Origin of the sequence: Mycetocola zhujimingii (assembly GCF_003065425.1) — a bacterium.
Taxonomy (GTDB): domain Bacteria; phylum Actinomycetota; class Actinomycetes; order Actinomycetales; family Microbacteriaceae; genus Mycetocola_A; species Mycetocola_A zhujimingii.
Genome location: NZ_CP026949.1, coordinates 313,690 through 333,492, shown reverse-complemented (window position 1 = coordinate 333,492; position 19,803 = coordinate 313,690). Strand labels below are relative to the sequence as shown.

The following is a 19,803-nucleotide window of genomic DNA, read 5'->3' as shown; positions in this document are numbered from 1 at the left end:
AGTGGTGTCGAGGGTCGCTACTTTCCCAGTTTCTTGCTCACTGCCTGAACGGCACTCGTTACGCGATGGGTGGTGTCGGCGACGGCGTGCCCAATGGCATCCGCCATTTGTTTCGCCTGATCGGTCAGGGCAACCTCGATCGCACCGGCGACGTCGAAGTCGACGCTGAGGAAAGGGATCAGCCAGTCCTCGACGGTCTCGAGCGGGGAGCTCTCCAACCGGTAGTAGCGGTGCTGGCCTTCCTCGCGCACAGCAACGAGACCTGCTTCGCGGAGCACCTTGAGGTGCTTGGAGACCGTCGGCTGGCTGAGGCCGAGAGCGGTCACAATTTCGGACACGCTCGTCCCCCCGTGAGAGGCCGTCGAGTCGGACTCGTACCGGTCAAGGAGGATCTGCAGGATGTCACGCCGGGTGGCATCCGCAATAACGTCAAATATGTCAGCCATGGCCCCAAGGTTAGTGACTCTCAGCACGGAGTACCATGACAACGGTCCGAACCAAGCCCAAGATCGGGGGAACCGTGGCCGGCAGCACCACCGAGGCGCGTCCGCACATTCTCGTAGCGACGGGCTTCGCGCGCATCCGCGAGCAGATGGAGGATTTCACCGGGCGCTCCCCGTCGCGTTTTGCCATCCTGATCTTCACAGCGCTGATCCTCGTTTTCACCCTCCTGTTCTCGCTGCCGATCGCCTCCGCTGACGGCAGGATGACTCCGCTCGCCGACGCATTCTTCACCGCGGTCTCCGTCATTTGCGTCACCGGCCTGGCTACCGTCGACATGGCAACCCACTGGTCGCTGGTCGGTCACACGTTCGTCTACATCGGCGTGCAGATCGGTGCGGTCGGCGTGCTCACCCTGGCGTCGATTCTCGGTCTCGTCATCTCGCGCCGGCTCGGACTTCGGGCGAAACTGATGGCGGCGAGCGACTCGAACCCCATGCGCGGCCACCGCGGCCCCGTCGCCGAAGGACAGGCCGTACGGCTCGGCGAGATCGGCAACCTGCTCGTCACCGTCGCGCTGAGCCTCATCGTGATCGAGGGGGCCATCGCTATCCTGCTGTTTCCCCGCATGGTGATCGACGGCATCCCCACCTGGGACGCCATCTGGAACAGCCTCTATTACTCGGCCATGGCCTTCACCAACACGGGGTTCACTCCCAACGCCGGGGGCATCGGCCAGTTCGCTAACGACTACTGGTTCCTCTCCATCCTGATGCTCGGTGTCTTTCTGGGCGCGCTCGGCTTCCCGGTGATTTATGCACTGAAGCGCCATCTCTGGCACGTGCGCTACTGGTCGCTCCACGTCAAGCTCACCATCGTGACGACAGTCATCCTCTTGTTCGCAGGAGCTCTCGCGATCTCGCTGCTCGAATTCGACAACCCGAAGACCTTCGGCACGCTCAATTTCAGTGACACGGTCTTCCAATCCCTGTTCTTCTCGATGATGACGAGGTCTGGCGGGTTTTCGACGGTCGAGATCGGCGACATGAACGGGTCGAGCCTGCTCGTCGCGGACATGCTGATGTTTATCGGCGGCGGTTCCGCGTCGACGGGCGGCGGCATCAAGGTGACGACCCTCGCCGTGATTTTCCTCGCAGCGGCTGCCGAGGCGAAGGGCAGCCCGGACATGGAGGCATTTGGCCGCCGCGTTCCGCCCGACGTGCTGAGAGTGGCGCTGAGCGTTGTGCTCTGGGGCGCAACCATCGTCGCCCTTTCGACGATTGTTCTTCTCCAAATGACGAAGGCACCACTGGACCATGTGCTCTTTGACGTGATCTCCGCTTTCGGTACCGTCGGGTTGTCCACGGGACTCACCGCCGAACTCGACAACCCCGCCAAGTATGTCCTCGCTATGACGATGTTCCTCGGCCGAGTTGGTACAGTGACTCTCGCTGCGGCAGTCGCCGCCACCACAAGTTCCAAGCTGTATCGACGTCCAGAAGAAAGGCCAATCGTTGGTTGACCGTATCAAGCACGACGCCCCCGTGCTCATCATCGGTCTCGGCCGCTTCGGCGCTGCGTGCGCCGGCGAACTCGACCGCCTCGACCGCGAGGTGCTCGCCATCGACGAGGGCGCCGAACTCGTGCAGAAGTGGTCAGAGCGGATTACCCACACGGTTCAGGCCGACGCGAGGAACATCGAAGCCCTCAAGCAGATCGGGGCGCAGGACTTCTCCATCGCCGTTGTCGCCGTCGGCTCGTCGATCGAGGCCAGCGTGCTCATCACGGCGAACCTCGTCGACCTCAAGGTCCCGCAGATCTGGGCCAAGGCCGTCTCGCAGTCACACGGCAAGATCCTCGCGAGGGTCGGCGCGAACCACGTCATCTACCCCGAAGCCGAGGCCGGCGAGCGAGTCGCGCACCTGGTCAGCGGGCGCATGCTCGACTTCATCCAGTTCGACGACGACTTCGCCCTCGTCAAGATGTACCCGCCGAGGCCGATCCGTGGCAAGAACCTGACGGAGAGCGGCGTGCGATCGCGGCACAACATCACCGTCGTCGGCGTCAAGAGCCCGGGAAAGCCGTTCACCTACGCGACGGCAGACACCGTTGTCTCTGACCACGACCTGATTATTGTGTCGGGAACGTCCGCAGATATCGAGAAGTTCGCAGCGCTGGGGAGCTAACCGATCCAGTCGCCTTCGCCAAAACATCAGTTCCAGCCGAGCGCATCAGTTGCGCGGGATGTTCTCGACCGGAAGTGATGCGCTCGCGACGAGCGGATGCCGTTAGCGGATGCCGGAGGCCGGCATCCGAGCGCGCCCCGTCAGGACCCGGCGGCGAGCTCCTTCGCCCGCTCGAGCGCAGCATCCGTCGCCTCATCGAAGACGTGCTTGAGGTCAGCCTTCTGGAGCACGGCAACCGCGCGCTCCGTCGTGCCCTTGGGGCTCGTGACCTGGATGCGGAGCTGCTCGGGAGTCTTGTCCGACTGCGCGAGCAACTCTGCGGCACCGCGGAAAGTACCGTTCACGAGCACAGCAGCCTGCTCCGGAGTGAATCCCTTCGCGACGGCGGTTTTCGTGAGCTCCTCGATGAGCAGGAAGACATAGGCGGGACCGGAACCGGAGATCGTGCTGAGCGCGTCGAGCTGGTTCTCGGGCACCTCGACCACGGTTCCGACGGTTTCGAAGATCGCCCGGGCCACAGCCAGGTCGCTCTCACTCGAACGTGTACCGGCCGACAGCCCGGTGACCCCTCGACCGACCACCGACGGGGTGTTGGGCATCGACCGAAGCACCGGCACAGTCTCCGGCAGCAGCGACTCGAACGTCGCAACCGTGACGCCGGCAGCGACGCTGATCACGATCGTGCCCGGCGCGAGCGAATCGCTGATCTCGCGCAGCAGGTCAGGAACCATCGCGGGCTTGACCGCAACGAGCACAACCTCGGCACCGTCGACGGCGATCCGGTTGGCATCGGGCTGCTCCTCGAGAGCGAGCGACGTGACACCGGAAAGCCGAGCGAGCTCCTGGGCCTTGGCGCTGGTTCGATTCGTCACGCGGATGCCGCCGGCGACGGTCACTCCCGGCTGAAGCAGCCCGGACAAAATCGCCGATCCCATCGAGCCGCTGCCAAGAATGGCGATCGTGGGGAGGGTGGTTTCGGTCGCCGTGCTGTTCTCGCTGCTCACCCTTGCAAGTGTATGTCCGGGTGGCCTTCCGGCTCCCTGTCCCGGACCACGCGGGTCGACTCGCGAGCGACGAGGTGTGGTTGCTCGGCCACCCGGCTGGGCTCCGGTACACCGTTCAACACATCGAGCAGCACGCGGGCGGTGTCTGCCCCGTACGCGACCAGGTCGTGCATGAGTGCAGATATCGGCGGGGAGGCAAGCTGGCAGTGGACGGAGTCGTCCCAGGCCAGGATGGCGACGTCTCCGGGCACGGACAGTCCGAGCGAGGTCACCGTCTCGAGTCCGGCGAGCGCCATCAGGTCGTTGTCGTAAATCACTGCGGTCGGCCGGTCGGGGCGCTCGAGAAGTTCCACCGTCGCTTCTGCACCGCCATCCGCTGTGTAGTCGCTCCACACCGAGACCGTGTCGATCCCGAGGCGTTCGCCCGCTGAGCGGAATGCCTCATCCCGGACGAGGGTGTGCATGAACTCCTTCGGCCCTGACACCCTGCCGATGGAGCGGTGCCCGCCTGCCGCCAGAAACTCGACAACTTCACGGATAGAACGTGCATTGTCCGTGGAGATCGTGGCAAACCCCGGTGCGAGCATCGGCTGAGCGAGCACGACAGCCGGCATCTCGATCTCACGCAACAACTCGAGCCGTTCGTCACCGCCCGATGCCAGGTCAGACAGGATCACCCCGACAACCTGTCCCGTTTCGTGCCAGCGCCGAAGGGTGGCGACCTCGTCGCTCAGATCGGCAACGACCGCGAGCAGCAGCGTTTTGCCGCTCTCCGCGAGCACGTCCTCCGCTCCCTGAAGGAACTGCATCCAAAACGGCTCGAGCGAAACCCGCCGCCTCGGCTGATGGAGGCAGAGCCCGACGGCATCCGTCGTCGCCCGGCTACCCGGTGACAAGATCATTGACCGAACATAACACCGGGAACCCGGCAATGGAGGCCCCGTCGAAGGAGAACGACTCCGGGAGCCCGGAGACCGTGAATACCGCGCTGTCACCAGCCGCGAGCGTGACGAGTCCTCGATCGACGGATGCCTGCGGGTGCAGGCGGTCAGCCTGAAGCACGATGTCCTTGACGAGCGAGTTCGCCCGAACGGTGATGGCGACGCCGCCCTCGACAGGCTCGACCGTGACGTCGAGTGCCGTTGCGGTCGGCTCGAGACCCAGCTGCGGATCCTCCGCGAAGTACCAGAACGCGCTGTCGATGCTGTCCGTGCGGTCCGTGCTCGGGGCGCTGTCGACGCTCGCGCGCACGAACTCACGACCGGCATCCGTCACCGCGAGCACCTTCTCGTCGAACGGGATGAGGACGATACCGCGCGGTTCGACGTCGATCTCAATGCGCTGGGCGGCCAACTCGGTGCCGTCGAAACCCTGGCGCGACACGCTCACCGTCGCTGTCCACGGTTCGGCCGAATCATTGTGCGCGGCGAGCACGGGTACTCCGTCGCGCGGCTGGATCGTCAGCAGGCGGTCGGCGTAAGCGTGCTTGAGCGCGTGCCACAGCGGCTTACGGTGACCGGCGTAATCGACGGCGGCCCAGGAGATGACGGGCCAGTCGTCGTTGAGCTGCCAGATGATCGACCCGGTGTTGAGCGGCCACAGCGAACGGAAATGCTCGATCCCGAAGCGCAGCGCCCGTGCCTGGTTGAGCTGGGTCGCCCAGTGCCACTCGTCGATCGACCGCGGTTTCGGCAGGTGCTCCCCGAGTCCGCGTTCGAGCTTGAGATTGCCCTTGTCGGCCTTCTGGTGCACGAGCATTTGCTCACCGTACGGCTCGAGCGGTTCATCGTGAACGGATGCCGTGAGCGTCGACCACGCTGGCGGGCCCTGGAACCCGAATTCGCTCGCAAACCGCGGTGCGTAGTCGGCGTACGCGGTGTAGTCCCTGTCGTTCCAGACATCCCAGATGTGCATCGTGCCGTTGCGTGGGTCATTGGGGTGCGCGTACTTCGTGAACGAGAACGGGCTGCCGGGCGAGTACGGCGTGCCGGGAACCAGTTCGGCGACGAGCGACGGCAGGAGGTCCATGTAGTACCCCTCGCCCCAGGTCTTGTTCCCGAGCTGGCGGCGCCAGTCCCACTCGAGGTAGCCCCAGATGTTCTCGTTGCAGCCGTTCCAGAGCGCGAGGCTCGGGTGCGTGCTCAGCCGCGCGATGTTCTGCCGGGCCTCCGCCTCGACCTCGCTCCGCAGCGGGTCCTCCTCCGCGTACGCGGCGCAGGCGAAGAGGAAGTCCTGCCAGACCAGCACACCGAGCTCATCGCAGGCGTCGTAGAAGTCGTCGGATTCGTACATTCCGCCACCCCACACCCGCAGCAGGTTCATGTTCGCGTCGACAGCATCCGTAATCCGCGCGCGATAACGCTCGCGGGTGATGCGGGTGACGAAGGCGTCATCGGGGATCCAGTTGGCGCCACGGATGCCGATGAGCTGGCCGTTGACGAAGATGGAGAACGGTGAGCCGTGCGCGTCAGGCGCGGTGTCGAGCCTGACGGTGCGGAACCCGATGCGGCTGGCCCACTCGGCGTCGCCGACCGTCACGGTGACGTCATAGAGCGGCTGGGCGCCGTAGCCTCGCGGCCACCAGAGATCGATCGATCCGGCGTCGACGCGCACCGCGGCATCCGTCTGACCGTTCTTCACTTCGACGGTTTCGGTGGCACCGTTCACCGTCACAGCCACCGTGGCGTCGGAGCTGTTCGTACTCGCCCACTCGAGGTCGACGTGTGCGTTCAGGATGCCTGTGCTGCTGTCGTTCTCCGCGCCGCCGATCTCGGTGAGCGGGCGCACCGAAGCAATGCGAACTCCCGACCAGGACTCGATACCGATCGACTTCCAGATGCCGGAGCTCGACACGTCGATGCCCCAGTCCCAGCCGAAGTTGGAGGCCACCTTGCGGATCGCGTTGAACGGGTGATGCATCACCGTCGGGCGCGCGCCGAGGAGCGCCTCCTGCTCGCGGGCGAACTCGATCGGCGAGCGGAAGTCGACGACGAGCTCGTTCTCACCGTCGACGAGAAGCCCCGCGATGTCGAAGCGGTAGCCGCGGTGCTGGTTCTGGGTGCGGCCGACCTCGGTGCCGTTGAGGGTGATCGTCGCGGCCGTGTCGAGTCCGTCGGCGACGAGGTCGTGGCGCTCGGCGTCATTCGGGCTCCAGCTGAACGAGGTGCGGTACCGCCAGTCGCAGTAGCCGATCCAGGCCTGCACCTTCTCGTTGGCGCCGTCGAACGGGTCGTCGATGAGGCCGGCGGCGAGCAGGTCGAGCTGCACTTCGCCCGGAACCGTCGCTGGCACATCCCGGTCGGTGATGCTCGCATCGATCGGACCGGCCGTCGCGCGGAGGGTCCAGGTTGCGCCGTCGGCGGAGTTAAGGGAGGTGAACGTCACTCGGGGCTCTCTTCTCTTCGAATCGGAATCCGCCAGCACGAGCCTCGAAGCGGAAAAACTCCTTGACTCTGGGGCAGTTCGTGGTAAACAGTATCTTAGGCGGGTTAATAAAGCTCGATACAAAAGTGGTCCGGCTCTGTGCTGACCACCCTCTCAGGATGATGGAGTCCATGACGATACTCGAGAACCCCTCGCTCCAGCTCTACACGCTCAGGGATGCCCTGGCGGAAGATTTCGCGGGGACGATGGACCGCGTCGCCGCCATGGGTTACCGCCAGGTCGAGCCGTACCGGTTCGTGGCAGCGGCAGATGAACTCGAAAAGGCTCTCGCGGCGACGGGCATCAGCGCACCGTCAGCGCACGTCGGCCTTCTCTCCGTGGACGATCAGCGCCCGGTGTTCGAAGCGGCAGCTCGACTCGGCATCGGCATCGTGATCGACCCCCACGTCGATCGAGAGCGGTGGACCACCGCCGAAGACATCGCCAGGACGGCCGAGCAGCTCAATCGCGCGGCCGCGACCGGTGCGGAGTTCGGCATCACCGTCGGTTACCACAACCACCACTTCGAACTCGAGAACCGCATTGACAACCGGTTCGCTCTCGACCTGCTCGTCGATGCCCTCGACCCCGGCGTGGTTCTCGAGATCGATACCTATTGGGCCCAGGTCGGTGGGGCAGACCCGGTTGAGTTGCTCACCCGGCTTGGGGAGCGCGTTGCCGCAATTCACATCAAGGACGGCGATGGTTCCCTCGACACTACGAAGCAGGTAGCGGTCGGCGCTGGCTCGCTGCCCATCGGCGACATCATCGCGGCGGCTCCAGCCGGGGCCATCGGCGTCGTCGAGCTCGATGACACCTCTGGCGACATCCTGAAGGCCGTTGCCGACAGCTACAACTACCTCACCGGGAAGGTCTCGTCATGAGCGGCACGGGCCCCGTCGGAATCGGGATCATCGGCGCTGGCGTCATCAGCGAGACCTATCTCGAGAATCTCACCTCATTCCCCGACGTCAAGGTCCACGTCATCGGCGATCTCTTCGAAGACGCCGCTGCTCGGCGTGCCGCACAGTTCGGAATCGAGTCAAGCGGCGGGGTCGATGCCGTGCTTTCGCACCCCGACGTCGAAATCGTCGTCAACCTCACGATTCCCACTGCGCACGTACCGGTCGCGCTCCGGGCGATTGACGCAGGCAAACACGTCTTCGGCGAGAAGCCGTTCTCACTCGACCGGGCAAGCGGGCGCGATCTCCTTGCGAAAGCGGCGGATGCCGGCCTGCGGGTCGGCTGCGCGCCAGACACGTTCCTTGGCGCCGGATTGCAAGCCGCCCTGCGCGCTATCCGACGCGGCGACATCGGAACCCCGCTGACCGCGCTCACTCTCATGCAGTCCCCTGGGCCCGAATCCTGGCACCCCAATCCCGCGTTCCTCTTCCAGGAGGGCGCCGGCCCCCTCTTCGACATCGGGCCGTACTACCTGACAACCCTTGTGCAGGCCTTCGGTTCGATAGCACGCGTCGCCGCGTCCGGGTCGACAGCACGCCCCACCCGCGTCATCGGGTCGGGGCCAAAGGCCGGCGAGGAATTCGACGTCACCGTGCCGTCGCACGTCGGCGCCATGCTGCAGTTCGCAGAGGGCGCCTCGTCACAGAGCGTGTGGAGTTTCGACTCAGCCCTGCGCAGGGCCGGCTTCGTCGAAATCACCGGAACAGAGGGAACCCTCGTTTTCCCTGACCCGAACTATTTCGACGGCGACCTTGTGATTCACCGCCGCGGGTCGGATTCTTCGGAGGTCCTCGAACCAACGGTGGCCACGTCCACTCGCGGCACCGGTGTTCTCGACTTCGCTCGAGCCATCCGTGAGGATCGGCCGCACCGCGCCAGCGGAGAACTCGCGTATCACGTCGTCGACGCCATGGTGTCGATCAGCGAGTCCATGGAGACCGGCCAGTTCGTATCGGTCGAAAGCACAGCCCCAACCACAACACTGCTGCCGGAGGACTGGGACCCTCACGCCATGACCCTCTAACTTTCACGCACACGTCTTTCACGTGGGATGCAACCGCACTCGGTGGCACGTCCCACGGCCGGATGAACCCGCTGGCCGCCGAACACCTGCTGATCTCGCAACAAAGGAGTTCCCGCAATGAGGTCACCCAAGGCTTGCAACGGCGCCGCCCAGGACCGTGCACCACCCGGCGGAGCGCGCACACCACGGGCGGATCACGCCCCGGCGAACACATCGTTCCACGGCGCGCTCCATCACTCAGCAGCTTGATCGTCACCTCGCCAACGGCAAGACAGCCACCCGCTTCGCCACCATTGCACCTCTCCAGGATCTCTGCGCCGATTCAATTCCCGGCCGGCTCCACATCCTTCACTCTCTCTTTACCCACTGACCAAGGGCCCGCGACGAAGCGGATTGTTGTGGTGCCCACTCCCGATCATTGATCCAAAGCAGAAGGGCACCACAACATGTCTCACGCAATGAAGCGAAGGAGCGCCAGTACTGCCGGTATTGTGCTCGCCGCTGCGTTAACCCTGACCGCGTGCACAGCACCATCCGGAGGTTCTGATCAAGACTCCTCCGGAGATTCCGAAGTCGTCGTTTACACAGGCGTCACCGGCGATTTCGCGGAAAACTTCAACCCATTCATCGAGGGCAACCTTCAGTCGACCCGAGGCGTCATCTACGAGCCGCTGTTCTTCTACAACATCACGTCTGGCGGCGACCCTGAGCCGCTGCTCGGCGAATCGTTCGAGTTCAACGACGATGGAACCGAACTAACGGTCACGATGCGCGATGGCGTCGAGTGGAGCGATGGCACCCCACTCACCGCCAAGGACGTCGTCTACACGTTCGACCTCATCACGGAAATCCCCGCATTCAATACAGCGGGATACGACGGGCAAGCCGAACTCGTCGACGAGAAAACCGTCAAGTTCACGTTCCCTGGTCCATCGTTCACTGATGCCGTGTCCTACATCGGCAACACCGCAATCGTGCCTGAGCACATCTGGGCCGAGAAGGCAGATCCAACCACGGACCAGAACGCGGAACCAATCGGCTCAGGAGCTTTTACGCTGAGCGAGTTCAACTCCCAGAACTACCTCCTCGAAGCCAATGAGAATTACTGGGGCGGCGAGCCGGAGGTCGACACCGTTCGGTACATCTCCCTGACAGGCAACCAGTCGGCAACTGACACCCTGCTGCAGGGAAAGATCGACCTGGCCGGTATCTTCCTCCCGGACATCGATGGAGTCTTCAAGGGAACACCTCTCAAGTACACCAACACCCCGTTGAACCAGACATCGTTCTTCACCTGTTCCGACCCCGCCATGGGCTGCACCGGCCCGCAGACCGACGTCGCGGTGCGAACCGCCATCTACAACGCGCTCAACCGCGACCAGCTGAACTCACTGGCTTTCTCGAGCTACAACGGCCAGATGTCACCGACGTACGCGCTGCTGGAACGTGACGACAAGTGGATCGCCGATGAGTTCAGTGAGCCGGTACCCGGAGACGCCGACGTTGACACGGCCGTTGCCACTCTCGAAGGAGCCGGGTACACCCGGGGATCAGACGGAGTATTCGCGAAGGACGGAGAACGCGTGAGCCTCACGGTCCAGGTGGTCACCGGCTGGACCGACTACATCGCCGCGATCGAAGCCGCAGCGGAGCAGTTGATGGAGGCGGGGATCGAGTTGAAACCAGCACAGGTCTCGTTCCAGGAATGGACAGCGAACAAGAGCAAGGGCAACTTCCAGCTCTCGCTGGATTCGCTCGGCCAGGGCGTGGCAGCTGACCCGTATTACCTCTACATGCGGTACTTCCACTCCGCCAACACGGCCGCCGTCGGCGACACATCCGGACAGAACTTCGCCCGGTACAGCAACCCCGCCGTCGACGCGGCGATCGACACCGCCGGTTCGACTCTTGACGAGACGGTGAAGGCTGAGCAGTACGCGCTCATCCAGGCCGAAATCGTCAGGGACATGCCATACATTCCGATCCTGGTGAACTCGGCGCTGACCATCTACAACACCGAAAACGTGCAGGGATGGCCGACCGAAGACAACATGTACGCCTACCCACGACCCGACCGGGCGTGGGATAACGGCATCGTCCTGAAGACGATCAAGCCGGCGAGCTGACCCGTGATCCGAGGAGGACTGAGAGAGAGGCTGGACCGGTGAGATACATCGCTCGCAAGCTCGGCTTCTACGCCGTCGCACTGTGGGGCGCGTTGACCGTGAACTTTTTGCTTCCACGAATGCTGCCGGGAAACCCCGTCGACATCCTCGTGGCGAAGCTCTCAGCTCGGGGTCCCGTGTCCGACGAGTTACGCGATAGCCTCCAGCTCCTCCTCGGAGGCGACCCCGACCAGGGAATTCTGGAGCAGTACTGGAACTACCTGGTCGGGATCTTCACGGGAAATCTCGGCATATCCATCACCTATTACCCCGTTCCGGTTATGGAGATCATCGGCCAGGCACTGCCCTGGACTGTGGTCATGATCGGAGTCGGCACGCTGCTGGCGTTTGTCATCGGGGTCGGACTCGGAATGCTCGCCGGCTGGAAGCGGGGGTCATGGCTGGACAATCTCGTCCCGGTGACGACGATGTTCCAGTCGGTGCCCTACTTCTGGCTGGCGCTCGTTCTGCTGTATCTCCTCTCGGTGGGCCTCGGGGTGTTCCCGGTCAGCGGCGGCTATGACTACACGGTCGCCCAACCCGGTTTCACCTGGGAGTTCCTTGGAACAGCGATCTATCACGGAACACTCCCCGCGCTCACCGTCGTCATCTCGTCATTCGGTGGCTGGCTTCTTGGGATGCGCAACATGATGGTCTCGACGCTGTCGGAGGATTACATTGTCACCGCAGAGGCGAAGGGTCTCCGTCCCGTCCGCATCATGACCGCATACGCGGCACGAAACGCCGTGCTGCCGTCCGTCGCAGGCTTTGCCATCTCGCTTGGCTTCGTCGTGTCAGGGTCGATCGTCACCGAGCAGGTCTTCTCCTATCCCGGAATCGGCAGCACTCTGCTGCAGGCAGTCAACAACAGCGACTACGCGCTCATGCAGGGCCTCTTCCTCGTCATCACCCTCGCGGTGCTTGGCGCGAACCTCATCGTCGATCTGCTGTATGGCGTGATCGACCCGCGAACCAGGGCGAACGGGTAAGAACCATGACACACGAATCGACACAGCCGTTCACCGACAGGGACGACTCGTTGTCCTCTGGCGGTTCACCCATCGGCAGTGTGTCCCAGCTCACGCCGGCGGACGCGGCCTTTTCGGACGCCTCGCTGACCGGCACCGCTCCGTCGAACCCGGCAGCAGCCGGACCCGGCGAGTCGCCACTGACCGCGCCGGCCGAGCCAGCGCGCCCAAGAAGCCGGGCGCAGCAGTGGCGTTCGGTGCTGCCTCCCATGACGCCCAAACTCGCAGCGGGACTGATTCTCATCGCCTCGATCACCCTGTTCGGAGTCCTGGGCCCCGCCGTGCTCGGAAATCCCCGATCGATCCGGGACATCGGGACGACCCCTCCAAGCGGGGAGTTCCTCCTCGGCACGACCCAGACCGGCCAGGACGTGCTCGCACAACTGGCTCACGCGACGTATGGCTCGCTCCTGATCGGACTCGTCGTTGGCGTGCTCGCCCTCGTGCTCTCCATGATTTTCGGCGTCATCGGGAGCTACGTCGGTGGATGGGTCGACGAGTCATTCTCACTCTTCACGAACATCATGCTCGTGATTCCCGGCCTGCCCCTGGTCATCGTCATTTCGAGCTACGTCCAGGACAAGACCATCTGGGTGCTCGCCGTCGTACTCGCCATTACGAGCTGGGCCGCCTCAGCACGAGTGCTCAGGTCGGTGACACTCTCCCTCCGGAGCCGCGACTACGTCGCGGCCGCGCGGGTCTCCGGGGAGAAACCCTGGCGCATCATTGCCGTGGAAATCCTCCCGAACCTCACCCCGGTCCTGGCTTCACAATTCGTGCTTGCCATCACTGCCGCGATCCTCGCGGAGGCGGGCCTCAGCTACCTCGGGCTCGGGGCATCGGGAACCTTCACCTGGGGAACCATGCTCTTTCAGGCCCAGAACGGCTTCGCGCTCACGTTGGGAACCTGGTGGTGGTTCGTCCCGCCGGGAATTCTCATCGCCGTGCTCGGTGGCGCCCTCGCTCTCGTGAACTTCGCGATTGACGAAGTGGTCGACCCGAGACTGCGGACCACAACCCTTCGCAAGGACAAGAAGCGGCTCAAGAAGCGGCTCAACACGACAACAGAGGGAGGTGTCCCGGTATGAGCAGTGACACGCTACTGAGCATCAACGACTACAACATCGTGTATGAGACCGAGCGTCCTGTTCACGCGGTGCGCGACGTCAACCTGGAATTGCACCGGGGCGAGATCCTCGGGCTGGCCGGGGAGTCAGGCTGTGGCAAGACGACGCTGGCTTATGGCATCAACCGCCTGCTTCGACCACCGGCTGTTATTCGGACCGGGTCAGCCATCCTCCATGACAAGGAGGGCTTCGACATCGATATCAACGCCCTCAGCATCGCCGATTTGCGAAGGTACCGCTGGGACAAAGTGTCGATGGTGTTCCAGGGCGCCATGAATGCGCTCAATCCTGTCATCAGCATAGAAAAACAACTCAGCGACATCTTCAGCACCCATCGGCCGCAGATGTCCAGGGCTGAACGCAGGGAAGAGAGCGCCGGACTCCTCGATCTCATCGGGGTGGGTCGAAACCGTCTCAGGTCCTTCCCCCACGAGCTGTCCGGGGGAATGCGCCAGCGCGTCATGATCGCAATGGCGCTCGCCCTCAAACCCCAGCTCATGATCATGGATGAACCGACGACCGCCCTCGACGTCCTGGTACAACGCGACATCCTGCAGGAAATCAGTGAGCTACGCCGACAGTTCGGCTTCTCCGTCATCTTCATCACCCATGACCTGCCGCTGCTTCTGGAGATCAGCGATCGAATCGCGGTCATGCTCAGGGGGGAAATCGTCGAACTGGGCACTGCAGAACGGATCTTCCGCGGGCCGGAGCACGAGTACACGGAACGGCTTCTCCAGTCGTTCCCCAGCCTTACGGGCGAACGGGGCGGTTTCATACGCAGCGGCAATGACACACCGAGAACCAGGGATGAGGCGATTCTGTGAGCACACTCGAATTCCGCAACGTATCCAAGGAATACCGGGTGCGCGGCTCAAGCAAGCTCAAAGCCGTCGACGATGTGAGCTTTTCCCTCGAGCCGGGCAAAACGATCGCGCTGGTCGGTCAAAGCGGCAGCGGAAAGTCCACGATCGCGAAAATGCTGGTCCAGCTGGAGCGCCCGACGAGCGGACAGATCCTTCTCGACGGCAAGCCTGTGCCGCGTTTCGGTCGCGGGCTGCGGGACTACCGCCGTCACGTACAGATGGTGTTTCAGGATCCATTCGCCTCGCTCAACCCGTTCCACCCTGTCGGGCACCATCTGGAAAGGCCACTGCTTCTGCACAAGAGGAGCACACGGGCCACTGTCGATTCTGACGTGGAGGAGCTTCTCACGCGCGTCCAGTTGACGCCAGCCTCAGAGATGCGTCATCGCAAACCACACGAACTGTCAGGCGGCCAGCGGCAGCGCGTCGCGATCGCGCGCGCACTGGCTCCACAGCCTGGCGTCCTCATTGCTGACGAGCCGGTTTCGATGCTCGATGTGTCCATCCGTCTTGGCGTGCTGAACCTGCTCGGAGATCTCCAGCGCGAAGAGAACCTCGGCGTCCTGTACATCACGCACGACCTCGCGACGGCCCGCCATTTCAGTGACGAGATCATGGTGCTTTATCAGGGTGTCGTGGTCGAACAGGGGCCGGCCGACGAGGTCATCCTCAACCCGCAACACGACTACACGAAGCGGTTACGCGATGCGTCACCGAACCCGGAGTCCCAGTTCGCGACCCCGTGACACTCAGCAGCGCTCCGTGCGATGGCACGGCGGAAGGGCACCACCAGTAATGAGAAGCATGCAGGTTATCCGGGAGCGAACTGTCGCGTTGGTTGAGGCCGACGACAACGAGCCGCTCGGCGAATATGAGGTGAGGGGCAGAACGCTGGCCACCCTGGTGAGTCCCGGCACGGAAATCGCCAGCGCCTTCGCCCCCGCCGATCCCAGTACGGTCGAATATCCGAAACCGATCGGCTACTCGTCTGTATTCGAGGTCGAAGAGATCGGAAGCAAAGTGTCCGCCTCACACATCGGCGCGCGCGTTTTTTCGACGGGACCACACCAGTCACAACAGCGCGCGCATGAGGACAAGGTCTTCGAGCTTCCGCCCGGACTCGCTCCGGAAATCGCTGTTTTCGCCAGGATCATCGCCGTTCCGCTCGCCGCCGTCATCACGACGGCCGCACGGCCAGGCGATCGCGTCGGAATCGTCGGCCTTGGGCTCGTTGGACATCTTGGAGCAAAGGCATTTCACGCGAGCGGCTACCGCGTCACCGCGTGGGATCCACTGCCGGAACGTCGAAAGGGACTCGGCACAGGAATCCGCGTGCTTGCGGCACCTGTTCTCGACGACCCGGGCGACGTCTTCGAGGTCGTCGTTGACGCGTCCGGTCACGACGGCGCAACGGTGCAGGCGGCGAGCGTTGTCGCGAAGAACGGCGAGCTCGTCCTGACCGGCACTCCGTGGGCACAACGAACGGAGACATCCGCGCACGAACTGCTCACTCTCATTTTTCACCGCTATCTGCATGTGCGCAGCGGATGGGAATGGCAGCTGCCGCTGACCGCGACTGATTTTCGACGCGGGAGCGTTGCGTCGAACTTCCGCCTGGCGATCGACTGGCTCGCCAACGGCACCGTTGCCGTCGACGGACTGAGCGAGACGATCTCCCCCGAGTTTGCCCAGCGCGCGTTCGACTCACTCGCTGATCGCGCACCCGGCCCATTGACCTATGTCTTCGATTGGAGCCGGTTGAGGTGAGCGCATGAACGACGCGCCGACGCCGAGTCTCTGTAATAGACTCTGTCCGGCGCACCTGGGCGCTCAGGCTACTTACTTAGCGAACTTTATAAAGCGATATAAGTTAGCATGACCCCATGACCGAGAAAATCCGCCGTCGGGCGAGCTCCAAGGGCAGGACGCTCGACCTGATTCGGTCGTCAGGACCCATCAGCCGGGTCGAGCTTGCGGAACTCACCGGTCTTACCCAGGCCACGATCTCCACTGTCGTGCGCGAATTGCTCACCGACGGTGTGATCAGCGAGACCGGCCGGGGCGAGTCGACCGGCGGCAAGCCGCGAATGCGCCTCGAGATCAACCCGGCATCCCGGCTTGGTATCGGCGTTCACATCGGCCAGGACTACATCACCTACATCGTGGCGGACCTCGCGGGCACGGTTGTCGGCCGGAAACGGGTCGACGGGCCCGGTGATGATTCACCGGTGTCGGTCGTCGCCAGGATGACTGACGATATCGAATCCCTCATCGTCGGTCTCGATCTCGACCGGCACTCGCTCGTCGGCATGGGCCTGGCCATGCCTGGCCCGATCGACCGCATCGCCGGCACGGTGCGCGGCGTTCCCTCCCTCCTGGGGTGGACCGAATTTCCCATCCGCAGGGCCCTCGCAACGACCACAGGACTACAGGTCGAACTCGACAACGACGCCACCGCTGCGGCCATTGGCGAGTACTGGCTTGGCGCGACCGTCGGCTACGGCAGCTACGCATCCGTCTACATGGGGTCAGGCATCGGCTCCGGGATTGTGGTCGACGGCACGATCTACCACGGGCTTTCCGCCAACGTCGGCGAGATCGGCCACGTCACCGTCGACGCTCGCGGACCGCTGTGCCCCTGCGGCAACTTCGGCTGCCTTGAGTTGTTTGCCGGTCCTCGGGCGATCATGAACAAAGCGACGGATGCTGTCGCTCGCGGTGAGCTGGACATTCCGCTGACGGGAAAGACATCCGTCGATTTCGCGGCACTCGGCACCGCCGCGGCGAGGGGCGACGCCACGGCGTCTGCGCTGATCCAGGAATCAGCGGACTACATGGCGAGCGCCATCGTGTCGATGGTCAACCTGTTCGACCTGCCGCTCATCGTGCTGGCCGGCAATGCGTTTTCGACCACTGGCTCGATCTATGTCCGGACCATCACCCGCGTCCTCGCTGAGCGCGCCATGGTGCGGGACATCCATCCCATCGAAGTGCGCGTCTCCGTCAACGGCAATGATGCCGCGGCCCTCGGTGCAGCCACCCTCGTCCTTCAGGAACGCCTGGCCCCTCGTTCGCTGCGCTCCGTCGCCCCCTGAACCGCCTCACACACGAAGGTTCCCATGACCACTTCACAGCGCACCCGCCTCTCGATCGACGGCGGGCAGACCGGCATCCGGCTGAGGCTTACCGACCAGTCGGGCGTTCTCACCGAGGCGGAGGGGCCAGGGGTGCTCACCGACCGGCCGGTCATCGACCAGCTCGCCGACATGGCGGTCGCCCTCGCGAAGGAATCCGGAACGAGAATCGACGAACTCGCCGCCGGCACGTCCGGCCTGACCCCGGCAACCGCAGACCCGGACGGACTTCTCGTCAGGACTGCCGCCATCGGGGTGCGGCGGGTGGCGCTCGCTCACGACTCGATCACCGGCTACCTCGCCGCGAACGGCATGGAGCCGGGCGTCATGCTCGCTGTCGGCACCGGTGTTGTCGTCCTCGCGCTGTCCGAGTCGCGCGTCGCCAAAGTCGACGGCTGGGGTTCGCTCCTCGGTGACGCCGGCAGTGGCTACTGGATCGGGCGCGCGGGACTCGACGCTGCGCTTCGGGCTTTCGACGGCAGGTCGGCTCCGACCCCACTGCAAGGTATCGCCGAGGCCCGTTTCGGTCCGCTCGACGAGCTCTACATGACCCTTCAGGCGGATCCCAAGCGGGTTTCCGTCATCGCCTCCTTCTGTCGCGACGTGGTGGATGCCGCGCAGGCCGGCGACGAGATCGCCGACGGAATCGTCACGGCGGCTGCTGCAGAACTCGCCCACTCGGCAGCAAGCGCGCTCGCGCGCGTCGGCTGGGAGGAGGGTGAACCCGCCCGGGTCGGTGTCGTCGGCGCCCTCGCGACCAAAGCGGCACTCATGCCGGAGCGCCTGACCACGGCTCTCGCCAGGCGGGCGCCTGGGGCCACGCTCGCCCGGCCGCTCGGCCTCCCTCTCGACGGCGTCCAGTCGCTGCTCGACGTCTCGCCGTCGCATCCGCTCTCCCCATTCATCGCCGTGGCGGAGGCCTCACCGAGCACACGCTGATCGGCGCACCGACGCCAGCGCCGACCCCGTCAGACGCCGAAGCTCGGGCGGCATTGGCATGCTCTGGCGTGCGTGACAGGCCTGCGCTACCGTGTGCTGCAAAGGGAGGCAGCCATGAAGAATCGAATCCTGGTCGGCGTCAAGGATCCCATCGCGAGCAGGGCAGCCGTGCTCTGGGCGGCCGAGCGAGCGGGATCCCGTGGCCTCGGCCTGACCTTCGTTCACATCGTCGACGAAGGCATCCGCAGGGCGGGCAGCCGTGACCTTCTCGACGCCACAGAAACCGCTGTCGAACAGGTACTGACGACGAGCATCGAGCTCGCTCGATCGGTGTCACCCACCACCGACATCCAGACGGATGTCGCCGAGGGCGACCCCATTACCGAACTCGCGCGACGCTCGGCCGACGTCGACATGGTCGTCGTCGGCAGTGATCCGGGCGCGAACGGGCCGTCACGGCACGGAACCCGTGGTTTCCGCATCGCCGCGGCGAGCACGACGCCGGTGGCGGTCATTCCCGAGGTCGATCCGCGCGGCAGGAGCGGAGTGGTCGTCGGGGTCGACGGATCCGACAACTCACGCAATGCCTTCGCTTTCGCCGTCGAGGAAGCGGAACGGCTCGATGAGCCACTGATCGCGGTCTACGCCTGGCCCAATCCCGTCGTCTACGGTTACGACCTCGCGTTCCCCGTCGACTATGTGGAGGACCTCACCGAGACCGGGCACGACGCCATCTCCCGGGCGATCGAGTGGGTCAGTGACGGCCATCCCGCCCTCGATGTGCGGCGGGTGGTCAGCCAGGGCGACCCGGCGACGGTGATCAACGCTGAAGCAGCCAGCGCGTCGCTCGTGGTCGTCGGAAGTCACGGTCGCGGCGCCGTCGCCCGGTTCCTGCTCGGCTCGGTGAGCCACGGTGTGCTCGCCCGGCTCGCAGCCCCGACGGTTATCGTGCGTTAGGTCCGTCGCCGCGGAAGAAGTCCGTGAGCAGTCGGCCACAGGCATCCGCTTCAACGCCGGAAAACACCTCGACCCGGTGATTGAGCCGCCGATCCCTGAGCACGTCGTACACACTTCCTGCGGCACCGGCCTTCTCATCCCAGGCGCCAAAGACGACGCGCGGAATCCGGGCAGACAGGATCGCACCGGCGCACATGATGCACGGTTCGAGGGTTACGATCAGTGTCGCGTCGGTGAGGTGCCAGTCGCCGGATGCTTCAGCTGCCTGCCGGATCGCCTCGACTTCGGCGTGAGCGGTCGGATCCTGCCGGGCTTCACGAGCGTTGCGCCCGACTCCGATCACCATTCCGTCGCCGTTCACGACGATGGCGCCAACGGGCACGTCCGAAGTCTCGAGCGCCAGCCGAGCCTCGGCCATGGCCAGGGCCATCCATTCGACGTGCTCCGGCAGCTCAGGAAGGGGCACGGCATCCTCGGGTTGTGATCGTGGTGGCTCTCGCCGCCAGTTTGGTTCTCGTTCCTTGTACCGGCGCAGAGCGGCCGAAC

General features: G+C 64.3%; 18 protein-coding genes. 13 read left to right on the top strand and 5 right to left on the bottom strand.

Annotation, left to right across the window (positions count from 1 at the left end):
- Positions 1-17: 17 nt before the first annotated feature.
- Entirely contained in the window at positions 18-446 is a 429-nt protein-coding gene (locus C3E77_RS01600; protein ID WP_108390043.1) for an ArsR/SmtB family transcription factor, read from the bottom strand.
- Positions 447-481: 35 nt separating this feature from the next.
- Here C3E77_RS01600 and C3E77_RS01595 point away from each other — a divergent pair, with 35 nt between their 5' ends.
- Together C3E77_RS01595 and C3E77_RS01590 are read left to right on the top strand one after the other, a co-directional pair.
- A complete protein-coding gene (locus tag C3E77_RS01595) occupies positions 482-1,963 on the top strand; it encodes a TrkH family potassium uptake protein (protein ID WP_416046412.1) in 1,482 nt (493 codons plus the stop codon).
- Positions 1,956-2,627 carry a potassium channel family protein gene (locus C3E77_RS01590; protein WP_108390042.1) on the top strand — a complete coding sequence of 224 codons (672 nt, stop codon included), beginning with the start codon at positions 1,956-1,958 and terminating at the stop codon, positions 2,625-2,627. The genes C3E77_RS01595 and C3E77_RS01590 overlap by 8 nt, the downstream gene beginning before the upstream one ends.
- Positions 2,628-2,767: 140 nt before the next feature.
- On the opposite strand, the gene proC is transcribed toward C3E77_RS01590, so the two are convergent.
- Genes proC through C3E77_RS01575 form a run of 3 tightly spaced genes read right to left on the bottom strand, consistent with a single transcriptional unit; the run spans position 2,768 to position 7,015 of the window.
- Positions 2,768-3,631 carry a pyrroline-5-carboxylate reductase gene (gene proC, locus C3E77_RS01585; RefSeq protein WP_257791010.1) on the bottom strand — a complete coding sequence of 288 codons (864 nt, stop codon included), beginning with the start codon at positions 3,629-3,631 and terminating at the stop codon, positions 2,768-2,770.
- Positions 3,628-4,533: a LacI family DNA-binding transcriptional regulator gene (locus C3E77_RS01580; RefSeq protein WP_108390041.1), complete on the bottom strand. Its 906-nt coding sequence runs from the start codon at positions 4,531-4,533 to the stop codon at positions 3,628-3,630. The genes proC and C3E77_RS01580 overlap by 4 nt, the downstream gene beginning before the upstream one ends.
- Positions 4,514-7,015, bottom strand: coding sequence for a glycoside hydrolase family 2 protein (locus C3E77_RS01575; RefSeq protein ID WP_108390040.1), 2,502 nt, complete (start codon positions 7,013-7,015; stop codon positions 4,514-4,516). The genes C3E77_RS01580 and C3E77_RS01575 overlap by 20 nt, the downstream gene beginning before the upstream one ends.
- Before the next feature lie 170 nt (positions 7,016-7,185).
- Here C3E77_RS01575 and C3E77_RS01570 point away from each other — a divergent pair, with 170 nt between their 5' ends.
- The 11 genes from C3E77_RS01570 to C3E77_RS01520 all read left to right on the top strand — a co-directional run bounded on the left by C3E77_RS01570 (position 7,186) and on the right by C3E77_RS01520 (position 19,257).
- A complete protein-coding gene (locus C3E77_RS01570) occupies positions 7,186-7,938 on the top strand; it encodes a sugar phosphate isomerase/epimerase family protein (RefSeq protein WP_108390039.1) in 753 nt (250 codons plus the stop codon).
- Complete coding sequence (locus tag C3E77_RS01565; RefSeq protein ID WP_108390038.1) at positions 7,935-9,041, top strand: Gfo/Idh/MocA family protein; 1,107 nt, start codon at positions 7,935-7,937, stop codon at positions 9,039-9,041. The genes C3E77_RS01570 and C3E77_RS01565 overlap by 4 nt, the downstream gene beginning before the upstream one ends.
- Positions 9,042-9,487: 446 nt before the next feature.
- The gene (locus C3E77_RS01560) at positions 9,488-11,167 is read left to right on the top strand and encodes an ABC transporter substrate-binding protein (protein ID WP_108390037.1); all 1,680 of its coding nucleotides are present in this window, start codon (positions 9,488-9,490) and stop codon (positions 11,165-11,167) included.
- 38 nt (positions 11,168-11,205) lie between these two features.
- Positions 11,206-12,195, top strand: a complete 990-nt coding sequence (locus C3E77_RS01555) for an ABC transporter permease (RefSeq protein WP_108390036.1) — start codon at positions 11,206-11,208, stop codon at positions 12,193-12,195.
- 5 nt (positions 12,196-12,200) lie between these two features.
- Positions 12,201-13,322, top strand: coding sequence for an ABC transporter permease (locus C3E77_RS01550; protein WP_108390035.1), 1,122 nt, complete (start codon positions 12,201-12,203; stop codon positions 13,320-13,322).
- Positions 13,319-14,188, top strand: coding sequence for an ABC transporter ATP-binding protein (locus C3E77_RS01545; RefSeq protein WP_108390034.1), 870 nt, complete (start codon positions 13,319-13,321; stop codon positions 14,186-14,188). The genes C3E77_RS01550 and C3E77_RS01545 overlap by 4 nt, the downstream gene beginning before the upstream one ends.
- Positions 14,185-14,973: an ABC transporter ATP-binding protein gene (locus C3E77_RS01540; protein WP_108390033.1), complete on the top strand. Its 789-nt coding sequence runs from the start codon at positions 14,185-14,187 to the stop codon at positions 14,971-14,973. The genes C3E77_RS01545 and C3E77_RS01540 overlap by 4 nt, the downstream gene beginning before the upstream one ends.
- Before the next feature lie 58 nt (positions 14,974-15,031).
- Positions 15,032-15,994, top strand: a complete 963-nt coding sequence (locus C3E77_RS01535) for a zinc-dependent alcohol dehydrogenase (RefSeq protein ID WP_108390032.1) — start codon at positions 15,032-15,034, stop codon at positions 15,992-15,994.
- Between the two features lie 116 nt (positions 15,995-16,110).
- The gene (locus tag C3E77_RS01530; RefSeq protein ID WP_108390031.1) at positions 16,111-17,322 is read left to right on the top strand and encodes an ROK family transcriptional regulator; all 1,212 of its coding nucleotides are present in this window, start codon (positions 16,111-16,113) and stop codon (positions 17,320-17,322) included.
- Positions 17,323-17,346: 24 nt separating this feature from the next.
- A complete protein-coding gene (locus C3E77_RS01525; protein ID WP_108390030.1) occupies positions 17,347-18,300 on the top strand; it encodes an N-acetylglucosamine kinase in 954 nt (317 codons plus the stop codon).
- A gap of 114 nt (positions 18,301-18,414) precedes the next feature.
- Entirely contained in the window at positions 18,415-19,257 is an 843-nt protein-coding gene (locus tag C3E77_RS01520) for a universal stress protein (protein WP_108390029.1), read from the top strand.
- Here the strand turns inward: C3E77_RS01520 and tadA are convergent.
- Positions 19,244-19,723 (bottom strand): tRNA adenosine(34) deaminase TadA, encoded by a 480-nt coding sequence (gene tadA / locus C3E77_RS01515; protein WP_257791009.1) that lies wholly within the window; start codon positions 19,721-19,723, stop codon positions 19,244-19,246. The two genes, C3E77_RS01520 and tadA, sit on opposite strands and share 14 nt — an antisense overlap.
- Positions 19,724-19,803: the final 80 nt, after the last annotated feature.